Annotated in this window: 10 protein-coding genes; 4 read left to right on the top strand and 6 right to left on the bottom strand. The window is 70.6% G+C overall.

Annotated features, from left to right (window positions below; translation table 11 throughout):
• From KUTG_RS09000 to KUTG_RS08985, 4 genes are all read right to left on the bottom strand, one after another.
• Positions 1–241 (bottom strand): TetR family transcriptional regulator (locus tag KUTG_RS09000; RefSeq protein WP_043716330.1); only part of this gene is annotated, 241 nt, incomplete at its 3' end.
• Positions 242–245: 4 nt separating this feature from the next.
• Positions 246–1,709 carry a hypothetical protein gene (locus KUTG_RS08995; RefSeq protein WP_043716329.1) on the bottom strand — a complete coding sequence of 488 codons (1,464 nt, stop codon included), beginning with the start codon at positions 1,707–1,709 and terminating at the stop codon, positions 246–248.
• Positions 1,702–2,763: an FAD-dependent monooxygenase gene (locus KUTG_RS08990; RefSeq protein WP_043716328.1), complete on the bottom strand. Its 1,062-nt coding sequence runs from the start codon at positions 2,761–2,763 to the stop codon at positions 1,702–1,704. Before KUTG_RS08990 ends, KUTG_RS08995 begins: the two co-directional genes overlap by 8 nt.
• Before the next feature lie 66 nt (positions 2,764–2,829).
• Positions 2,830–3,306: a MarR family winged helix-turn-helix transcriptional regulator gene (locus KUTG_RS08985; protein WP_043716326.1), complete on the bottom strand. Its 477-nt coding sequence runs from the start codon at positions 3,304–3,306 to the stop codon at positions 2,830–2,832.
• Positions 3,307–3,377: 71 nt separating this feature from the next.
• Between KUTG_RS08985 and KUTG_RS08980 the strand changes: the two genes are divergently transcribed.
• On the top strand, positions 3,378–3,911 hold the full coding sequence (locus KUTG_RS08980) for a carboxymuconolactone decarboxylase family protein (RefSeq protein WP_043728725.1): 534 nt from the start codon (positions 3,378–3,380) through the stop codon (positions 3,909–3,911).
• Here the strand turns inward: KUTG_RS08980 and KUTG_RS08975 are convergent.
• Together KUTG_RS08975 and KUTG_RS08970 are read right to left on the bottom strand one after the other, a co-directional pair.
• On the bottom strand, positions 3,890–5,809 hold the full coding sequence (locus KUTG_RS08975; protein WP_043716325.1) for an acyl-CoA dehydrogenase family protein: 1,920 nt from the start codon (positions 5,807–5,809) through the stop codon (positions 3,890–3,892). The two genes, KUTG_RS08980 and KUTG_RS08975, sit on opposite strands and share 22 nt — an antisense overlap.
• A 37-nt stretch (positions 5,810–5,846) precedes the next feature.
• Positions 5,847–6,980 carry a hypothetical protein gene (locus KUTG_RS08970; protein ID WP_043716323.1) on the bottom strand — a complete coding sequence of 378 codons (1,134 nt, stop codon included), beginning with the start codon at positions 6,978–6,980 and terminating at the stop codon, positions 5,847–5,849.
• Between the two features lie 114 nt (positions 6,981–7,094).
• On the opposite strand from KUTG_RS08970, the gene cysC reads away from it, so the two are divergent.
• The 3 genes from cysC (at position 7,095) to KUTG_RS08955 (ending at position 9,630) form a co-directional block, all read left to right on the top strand.
• On the top strand, positions 7,095–7,631 hold the full coding sequence (gene cysC / locus KUTG_RS08965) for an adenylyl-sulfate kinase (RefSeq protein ID WP_157494420.1): 537 nt from the start codon (positions 7,095–7,097) through the stop codon (positions 7,629–7,631).
• 66 nt (positions 7,632–7,697) lie between these two features.
• Complete coding sequence (locus KUTG_RS08960) at positions 7,698–8,891, top strand: hypothetical protein (RefSeq protein WP_043716318.1); 1,194 nt, start codon at positions 7,698–7,700, stop codon at positions 8,889–8,891.
• A gap of 52 nt (positions 8,892–8,943) precedes the next feature.
• Positions 8,944–9,630 carry a hypothetical protein gene (locus KUTG_RS08955; RefSeq protein ID WP_043716315.1) on the top strand — a complete coding sequence of 229 codons (687 nt, stop codon included), beginning with the start codon at positions 8,944–8,946 and terminating at the stop codon, positions 9,628–9,630.
• Positions 9,631–9,677: the final 47 nt, after the last annotated feature.

Here is a 9,677-nt window from a genome sequence, read left to right as displayed (position 1 = left end):
GAGCAGGTCGCGCAGGCCGTCCACGGTGGCCAGGCGCTGCTCGAACTGGTCCAGCCGGTCCCAGCGTGGCCGCCAGGCAGGCGGCCTTGAGCAGGTCGTTGACGCTGCCGAAGTGGTAGAAGACCAGCGCCTGGTTCACGCCGGCGGTGGCCGCGATGGTGCGCGCGGACGTGCCGGCGATGCCGTGCTGCCGGATCGTCTCGATCGCGCCGTCGATCAGGCGCTGTCGCGTTTCGGCCATGGGATCACGGTATGGGACGGCGCGCGCACAGGTACGGGCGGGCGAGCACGAGGGCCACGATCGTCACCGCGAGGCCGAGGTAGGCCGGCGCGAGGTGGCCCAGGTCGGTGTAGCCGATCTCGCCGTGCACGGTCAGCGCGCAGCCGAAGCCGCTGATCGCCGCCAGCACGAGCGTCCACCACACCCAGGACTCGCCGCGCCGCCACCCCCACGCGCTCAGCGCCGCGATGCCGATGCCGGCCGACATCAGCGCGCCGCCGAAGCCCGCGCGGTCGTGGGCGATGAAGGACAACAGTCGGGGATTGGCCGCTTGCAGCACCTCCGTGGTCGTGTGCAGATAGGTCAGGTCCGACGGCACGAACACCGTCGTGAGGCCGATGACGGACACCACCGCGCCCCCGACGACGATGCCCAGCCCGGTGATCACCAACAGCAGCTGCCCGATGAGGGCATGCCGCCACTGGCGTCGCGGGCCGTCCGGCAGCGGACGCCGTTGCCCGCCCGCTCGTCGCCGGGTGGCGAGCAGGAAGAACGGGAACAGCGCCAGCGTGGCCACGAGGTGCAGCACGTCGACGAAGCCGGTGCCGACGAAGTAGAAGAACGTCGGGAAGCCGACCCAGCCGGAAACCAGCAGTGCCTCGCGGGCCCAGGGCCACCCGCGGCGGATACCGCCCGCCGACAGTCCGACGTACAGCACCCCCAGGGCTATCATCGAACCGGCCAGCGAAATTCGGTCGTGCTGAAGGAAATGCCCCAGGTGCGGGCCGATCGTGGTGACGCCCAGGTAGTCCCGATCGTACCAGAGCAGCACCGGGCCGAGCGTGATCGCGACGGCCGCCAGGCCAGCGACGATCATGCCGACGCCGAGGAAAAGGCCCCACAGCCAAGAGAATCCGCGCCTTCCGCCGACCGGGCCGGCGGCGTCGATCACTCGCGCGAACCAGCCCGGTCCCTCGCGGATCAGCAGGTCGGGGGTGGCAAAGACCACTGTGGACGGTTCCGCAAGCGCTTGCACCGCCTCGTGCACCGACCGGGGGTGGACGTAGTCGTCGGTGACGACCGCGTCGACAAGCGCAACCAAGGCGGCTTTCGTGTCAGGGTCGGAAGTTCGGGCCACAACCGGGATCCGCCGCCCGGCCACGGCGTCCCGCACCTGGCCCACGTCCGCCGACGACACCGGCCCGATCTCGATCAGTCCGGCGCCGAGCAAGGGCAAGGCCCGCACCGCATGGCGGGCCACCGCGGGCGGAACCACGGCCCCGAGCCGCACCCGCACGTCGACGCCGGCGATCTGCCCGGCGAGGCGGCGCGGGGCATGACGGTGGCCGAGTCCACATGCGACGATCCGCCCACCGCCGGGCAGCGAACCGACCGTGGCCAACGCCTTGAGGGCGGCCAGCTGCGACCGCCGCTCGCCGAGCAGGGCGGCGGCGATGCCTCGCAGCGGATGGTAGGTCCAGTCAGGCATCGAGGGTCCAACCGAGCACCGGATCCATCGCGCGCAGGGTCGCGGCGGCCGGCGTCAACCGCGCGGCGATGTCCCGTGCCCGCACGGCCGGCGGCCAACTCCACTGGCTGACGGCGCTGAGCCGCGCCGATCTTCGGACGATCGCCTGCGTGCGGCGTAGTCGCAAGCGGTCGTAACCGGCCAGTCCCACGGCGGCGAGCGTGACGGCGTCCTCCAACGCCTGGCAGGCGCCCTGCCCGAGGCTGGGAGTCATGGCGTGGGCGGCGTCGCCGAGCAGGGCGACGCGACCGTCCGCATAGGACCGCAGTGGCGGCAGGTCGTAGAGATCCCGGCGCACGACGGTGGTCGTGGCGGCGAGCAGGCGGGGGATCGGCTCGGGCCAGTCGCAGAAGCGTTCCCGCAGCTCGTCCAACCCCCGTCGGCCGTAAGGCGCGGTCCGGCCGGTCGCGAAGCAGTAGAACCGGCCGCCGGTCATGGCGGTGAACCCAAACCGTTCGCCGGCGCCCCAGGTCACCGCGCCCTCGGCCGGCGGCTCGTCGAGCGGCTCGGTGACGGTCCGCCAGCTCGTGCTGCCGGTGTAGCGCGGCACCGGGGCGGTCGGCCAGCACAGCCGTCGGACGGTGCTGTGCAGGCCGTCGGCCCCGACGACCAGGTCGAAGCCCTCGGTCTGAACCATGTCGGTCAGCGCGGTGTTCGGCCTCAGCGCGGAGGCCGGCAGCGCGTCGAGGAGCGTGGTGTGCAGGTCGGCGCGGTGCACGACGATCAGCGGCCAGCCGTGGCGACGCTCGATCTCGGCGTTGTCGGTCCGGCTGAGCCAGCGGCCCGACCGATCGCGTACGCCGCCGCCGCGCTCGACCGCGCCCAGTTCGCGCACCCGGTCGGCGAGGCCGAGCGTGTCGAGGGCCCGCATGGCGTTGGGCCACAACGACAGGCCCGCGCCGAGCTCGCCGAACTCCGGCTCCCGTTCCCACACCTGCACCGACCAGCCCCGCCGGTGCAGGGCCACTGCGGCGGCCAGGCCGCCGATGCCGCCCCCGACCACAAGCGCTCTCATGACCAACCCCCCCGCTTTGAGCAAGTGCTCAAAACGGTAGCCGACCTTGAGCGATCGCTCAACCCGTTAGCCGGTGAACCAGCCGGGCGCGTCCAGTCGGAAGAAGTTGCCCGGGGTCATCGCGCGCAGGCCGGCCTCCATGTCGCGGAGCCGTTGCGCGCCGAGCGCTGCTGCCCATTCAGCCCGCAGTTCCTCGAAGATCTGGGCCGATCGGACCAGTGCGTCGACGCCGCGTGGGGTGAGGCGGACGACCTTGCGTCGCGCGTCGTGACTGTCGTCGACACGTTCCACGTAGCCGAGCGCCTCCAGTCGGTCCGCGGTCTTGCCGGCGGCCTGCTTGGACACGCCGAGGCGTCGGCCCAGCTCGCTGGCGGTGGCGCCGGCGCGGCCGATGGCCTGCAGGGCGAAGCCATGGGCCGGGCGTAGATCCGGGTGTCCCTGCGCGGCCAGTTCCGCGTGCAGACGGTCGATGAGCGTGCGGAAGCCGGCGAACAGCAGCAGGGGGAGCGCGAAGCCGGGCTCGTCCCCGGTCGGATCACTCATTGCAAAACTCGACAACCTGGTTTACCTTTTCGACAACCACATTGACGATTCTAGTCCCACTGGAGGAGATCTTGTTCGTCGACCACACCCTGGACACCGCGCCCGCGGCGGCCAGGAGACCGCTCAAGGCCACCGTCGACAAGCTCGGCTACCTGCCCGCCCCGATGGCCCGGCTGGCGGCGTCACCGCAGCTGCTGGACGGTTTTCTCAAGCTCAGCGCCATGTTCGAGACCACATCGCTGGAGCCGGTCGCCCGCGAGGTGGTGATCATGACGGTGGCCGTGCGCAACGGCTGCCACGTCTGCGTCGCCATGCACACGGCCATGCTCGGCGGCATCGGGGCCGACGCCGAGCTGGTGGCGGCGCTGCGCGAGCAGCGGCCGCTGCCCGATGCGAAGCTGGAAGCCTTGCGCGCCTTCACCATCGAGGTCATGGCCGCCGCCGGCGGCGTGGACGACGTGGTGCTCAAGGAATTCCTCGAACACGGCTACACCACGCAGCAGGCGCTGGAGGTGGTGCTGGGCATCGGCGCCTACACCCTGTCCACCTTCGCCAACCGCATGACCAAGGCGCCGTTGGACTATCAGCTCGCGGCGTTCGCCTGATCGTGCTGCCACTGGACGTCCTGCCGGTCCGTCTCCTCACGCAGGATCGCCGCGTCGAGGAAGCGTTCCGGGATCGCGAAGGCGTCCACCAGGGTGCGGGCGTGGGGCCGCAGCTCGGCGCACAACGCGTTGACCGCACCGTTCACCGCCTTGCCGCGACCGCTCGTGAGCCGGCCGTGCGCGAGGAACCACGCCAGGTCCTCGTTGACGATGTGCAGGGCGTACAGCGTGCACACCCGGTCGAGCAGGTGCTTGACCTCCGGGTCGGCGCACCCCTCGACCGCCTCCGCAAACGCTTGTAGGACAACGCGTTCGGTGTGCACGCGGCCGGCGCGCAGCACATGGTCCTGCGCGCTGTTGAACACCTCGAACGGATCCGCCGCGCCGCTGGCGGCCTGTCGGAGCCGGCGGGCCAGCCCGTCCACCACGTGCGCCTCACGGTCCTCGAACGCCCGCAGCTGCCAGCCGCGGTCGTGCAGGACATCGGGGTCGTCCCGGCCGGGGCTGAGGCTGGGCAGGCGTTCGGTCACCAGGCCGACGAACTGCTCGGCGACGAAGCGGGCCAGCCCCAGCGTGCCGAGCTCCTCGAACTGGCTGCGGTAGTTGGTGAGCAGTCCCTTGGCCACCAGCTGGAGCAGCACCGTGTTGTCGCCCTCGAACGTGGTGAACACGTCCGTGTCGGCCTTCAGCGTGGTCAACAGGTTCTCGGTCAGGTAGCCGGCCCCGCCGCAGGCTTCGCGGCAGGTCTGGATCGCGGCGGTGGCGTGCCAGGTGGACAGTGCCTTGATGCCGGCGGCGTGGGATTCGAGCTCACGCTGCCGGCGCTCGTCCGGTTCGGTCGTGCTCTGGAGGTCGTGCAGCGCCTGGGTGAGACTCTCCTGGGCGAAGTGCAGCGCATAGGAGGTAGCCAGCGCCGGGAGCAGCTTTCGTTGGTGCGCCTGGTAATCCAGCAGCACGACCTCGCGCTGTTCGTCCGGGCGGTTGAACTGGCGGCGGGTGTCGGCGTAGCGGACGGCGACGGTGAGCGCGCGTTTGGCCGCGCTGCCGGCGCTGCCCGCCACGCTGATCCGGCCCCGGATCAGCGTCCCCAGCATGGTGAAGAAGCGCTTGTTGTCGCTCTCGATCGGGCTGCGGTAGGCGCCGTCCGCGTCGACCTGCCCGTAGTGGTCGAGCAGGTTGTCCCGCGGCACGCGGACGTCGGTGAACGTCAGTCGTCCGTTGTCGACGCCGTTGAGGCCACCCTTGCGTCCGCAGTCCTCGATGGACACGCCGGGCATAGGATTGCCCTCAGCGTCACGGATCGGCACCACGAAGGCGTGCACGCCGCGACCGCGGCCGTCGGTGATCAGCTGTGCGAACACCACCGCCACACGGCCGTCCCGCGCCGCGTTGCCGATGTAGTCCTTGCGAGCGGACTGGTGTGGCGTGTGGATGATGAACTCGCCGCCGTCGAAGGTGGCGGTCGTGCGCAGGTGCTGCACGTCCGAGCCGTGGCCGGTCTCGGTCATGGCGAAGCAGCCCGGCAGCGTCAGATCGATGATGTCGGGCAGGTAGCGCTCGTGGTGCCGGCGCGTGCCGAGCAGCTGCACGGCCCCGCCGAACAGCCCCCACTGCACGCCGGCCTTCACCATCAGCGACAGGTCGCCGAAGCCCAGTGTCTCGAACGCCACCACCGAGCCGCCGATGTCGCCGCCGCCACCGTACTCGCGGTCGAAGCCCAGCTTCGGGCCGTCGGTCTTGGCCAGGGCATGCAGCTGCTCGAACACCAGCGCGCGGTGTTCTTCCGTGCTCAGGCCGCTGGTGTCGCGGTACTCGACGCCGGCCAGCTGCTCCCGGACCGTGCGCCGCAGCGCGGCCCACCGCCCGTCGAGGATCTCGGTGATCGCACTCGGCTCCACGGGCCGAGCCTAACCAGCGTCGGCATTTCGTGCAGGATCACCGGCGGCGGGCCCAGGACAACTGGGCCTTGCCCTTCCAGTACAGCTCGCGCAGGGCCATCACCGGCGGGTGCTGTTCGCTGAACCCGCGCAGCAGCCGCCGCACCTGCTCGGTCGGCGTGTCGCGGTCCGGGTTGTTCCGCATGCGCGCGACGAGGTCCGCGAGGGCGGCGACCGCCGTGTCCAGCAACTCGGCGTCGGTCGGCTCTGTTGCCGATGCCGTTGTGGTGGGCGGCAGCAGGTCGTCGAGGTCTCCGATGACGTCGTAGCCCGCGCGCTCGATCGCCGTGACGACCTGCTCGGCGCGGTCCCGCACCCACGGCAGCTCCGCGGCCGGCAGCGCGACCTTTCCGTTGCCGTGAGCGGCAAGGATCTTGTGCGCGAGATAGTCCTTGATCACGGCGTCGTACTGCGGCCAGCCGACCTTGCGCTCCACGGCGACGTTGACCCGCCGCAGCAGCTCGGTTTCCGGCGTGCCGAGCGAGTGGTTGTCGTGATCATCCGGATTGGTGAAGCGATCCGGGTCGACATCCAGCATCGAAGCGTATCGATGCCACAGGCCGGGGCCCCTGGCCGGCACCGTCACGACATGGACCTGCTGCGGCGGCAGATTCCAGCCCCAGTTGGCCAGCACGCGGGGGAGATCCTGGTAGCTCCAGAACAGCTCGTGCAGCGGATGCCCGCCGTCGCCGCCGATCGCCGCGAGGAACTCGTCGTAGCGCTCGGTGCGGCGGTTGCGGGTGTTCTCCTGCCACATCGAGGGAATCTGGCGGGCCAGGTCACGGGCGGTGCAGACCACGTGCACCTCGGCGAAGTCCAGGCTGCGCAGCGCCCGGTCGGCCTGTCTCTCGGTGGCGGTGGCCAGCAGCTCGCTGGAGATGACGGAATCCCCCGGCCAGGCCCGGACATGGGCCACCAGGCGGTTCCAGGCCTGGTCGGTCAGCGGTGTGATCCAGTCGGGATAGCGCTCCCGTTGCAGGTCGACGGCGGCGTGGAAGTGTGCCGCGTGGACGTAGCCGGGGAAGAGCAGACCCTGTTCGGCGGCGGTTTCCCTGTTGTGCCAGAGCATGTTCTGCAGGTGGGTGGTGCCGGTCTTGGGCAGGCCGACGTGCAGGTGCACGCGTGGGGTCATGGCCGCGCAGCGTAGTTGCCCAATGACAACTTTCCCTGTCGGTGCGCTGGCAGTTCTCTACGATTCGCCTAAGAAACCGTGACCCCGTCGGAAGGCGTGGCTACGGTGGCCGGCATGCGACTGGCCCATGGCGCGACGATCTGGTTCACCGGACTGTCCGGAGCCGGCAAATCCACCATCGCGCGGGCGGTCGGGTCCCTTGTGGACGGTCCCGCCGAGGTGCTCGACGGGGACGAGCTGCGCGCCACCGTCTCCAGTGAGCTGGGCTTCTCGGCGCAGGACCGCGACCGGCACGTCTGCCGCGTCGGCTACATCGCGGAGTTGCTGGCCCGCAACGGAGTTGTCGCGCTGGTGCCGGTGATCGCGCCCTACGCCCGGGCGCGGGAGTGCGTGCGCCGTCGGCACGTGGAGCGGGGCTCCACCTATCTGGAGGTTCACGTCGCCACGCCGCTGGCCGAGTGCGCCCGCCGGGACCCGAAAGGCCTGTACGACCGCGCATCCCGGGGCGAGCTGCACGGGCTGACCGGTGTGGACGATCCGTACGAGGCGCCGTCCGCGCCCGATCTGCGGCTGGACACCACTGACCTGGACGTGCCGACCGCCGCCGACCGGGTCGTGCGGCTGCTGGCCGACCGAGGGTTGGTGCCCTGACGCTGCTGCCGTGACTACGCAGAACTGCGTATTTGCGACGAACGGCCCGCTGGCCAGGATGTCGCCATGTCACGCAACTGGGCCAAGGCGCTGGCGGCTGCGTTCGCCATGGCCGTCGCGCTGCTGGCCGCGCCGGCCGCGCACGCCGGCAACGGATACTTCACCAGCCAGGACCTGACCGCCTCGATCGGCGCGCCGGTCGGCGAGCACCAGCCCGCCGGCTGGTCCACCCCCTGGGACCTGCAGCGACACGTCGCATACGTCGACTACCAGGGCTCCGACCTCATCGTGGCCAGCTCCGCGCCGGGCGGCGCCTGGTCGTGGACCCGGGCCGCGAACCGCGTCCCCGCCGGCTTCCTGTCGGTCTACTCGTACTCATGGGACCACAGCTCGCACATCGTCTACACCGACGGCACCAACTACCACCTGATGGAGGTGTGGTCCAGCGAGAACTCGCCGACGTGGCAGACGATCGACCTGACCACCACCTACGGCGGGCCGCTGGCCAGCTGGCACCCGCACGGCTACGAGCAGGACGGCCAGCAGCACATCGTCTTCGAGCGGGTCGACACCAACGCCGGCGAGCTCTGGGAAGCGGTGTTCCGGCCGGGCATCGGCTGGCGCTTCGCCAACGTGTCCACGCAGAGCGGCATCCACATGGGGGCCCACGGCGAATGGGCGTTGACGGCGACCTCGCTCGGCGCCGAGGGGGAGGCCATCGGCTACCTGGGCGCCGACGGCTATCCGCACATGCTGACCGGGCTGCGCGGGCGGTGGCTCGACCAGCGGGTCGGCACGCCGGCCCACGACACGTACTACAACCTGAACTCCATGGTGTTCCTGCGTGACGGGCACACCCAGCGCTACGTGCTGCGCTACCTCGGCATCGACGACGACGTGCACGAGGCCGCCTGGACCGCCGCCGGCTGGACCGACACCAATGTCACCGCCGTGACCGGCTCGCGGGGCATCGCCACGCCCCATCTGGCCAACGACGCGTACATCTGGAACGCCGACGGCAGCGAGCACATGTTCGCCACCGACCGGAACACCCTGGCCGTGCACGAGTTCGTCCGTACCCGGGACGGCCGCTGGTACTTCTGGACCGACACCGGCCCCGTGCACAACGACCTCGGCTGGGCCGCCGGCTTCGCCGCGCCCGACGACGCCGTGCACGGCACCGAGACCGAGTTCTACATCTACTACGACGACAACCAGCACGTGATCATTTCCGACCTGACCGCGCCCTACCAGGCCTGAGGGACCCGCCGATGCGAAGAACCCGGCCATCCTGCTGGCCGCCGGGCTCGCGGTGCTCGGCGCCCCGGCCGCGCACGCCGGCGACGGATACTTCACCAGCCAGGACCTGACCGGCGCCATCGCCGCCCCCATCGGGCGCACCGAGCCGTCCGGCTGGTCCACGCCGTGGGACCTCAAGCGGCACTTCGCCTACGTCAGCGAGGACCGGCAGCTGATCGTGGCCAGCGCCGGCCCCGACGGGGCCTGGTCGTGGACCGTCGCCACCACCAACGGCGGGTACATCTTCGGTTATCTGGCCACGTATTCCTACACGTGGGACCACAGCTCGCACATCGTGTACACCGACGCCTCGACCAGCCACCTGATGGAGACATGGTCCAGCGAGGCCTCGCCGCGGTGGCAGACCGTCGACCTCACCGAGACCTATCACGAGCCGAAGGCCAAGGTCAGTCCGCGCGGCTACGAGCAGGACGGCCAGCAGCACCTGTTCTTCAAGGAATACGACGCCGGCGCCATCTGGGAGGCCACCTTCGTGCCCGGCACGGGCTGGGGCTTCACCAACCTGACCTCGCGGGCCGGGATTCCCCCGTACTCCAGGCTCAGCTCGAACCTGGCCGCGTCCCCGCTCGGCGCGGACGGCGAGGCCGTCGGATACATCGGCGCCGACGGGTATCCGCATGTCCTGGCCGGGCAGCACGGCCGGTGGATCGACCAGCGCGTCGGGTGCCGGACGCCATGAGTTCTCGGCCGTGAACTCGATGACGTTGCTGCGGGACGGGCATTCCG

Origin of the sequence: Kutzneria sp. 744, assembly GCF_000568255.1 — a bacterium.
Lineage (GTDB): Bacteria > Actinomycetota > Actinomycetes > Mycobacteriales > Pseudonocardiaceae > Kutzneria.
This window is presented reverse-complemented; position numbering and strand designations above follow the sequence as displayed.

What these genes read in the sequence shown, in the direction of transcription:
- KUTG_RS08995 (WP_043716329.1), bottom strand. Translation starts at nt 1,709, where the DNA reads ATGCCTGACTGGACCTACCATCCGCTGCGAGGCATCGCCGCCGCCCTG.
- KUTG_RS08990 (WP_043716328.1), bottom strand. Translation starts at nt 2,763, where the DNA reads ATGAGAGCGCTTGTGGTCGGGGGCGGCATCGGCGGCCTGGCCGCCGCA.
- KUTG_RS08985 (WP_043716326.1), bottom strand. Translation starts at nt 3,306, where the DNA reads ATGAGTGATCCGACCGGGGACGAGCCCGGCTTCGCGCTCCCCCTGCTG.
- KUTG_RS08970 (WP_043716323.1), bottom strand. Translation starts at nt 6,980, where the DNA reads ATGACCCCACGCGTGCACCTGCACGTCGGCCTGCCCAAGACCGGCACC.
- cysC (WP_157494420.1), top strand. Translation starts at nt 7,095, where the DNA reads ATGCGACTGGCCCATGGCGCGACGATCTGGTTCACCGGACTGTCCGGA.
- KUTG_RS08960 (WP_043716318.1), top strand. Translation starts at nt 7,698, where the DNA reads ATGTCACGCAACTGGGCCAAGGCGCTGGCGGCTGCGTTCGCCATGGCC.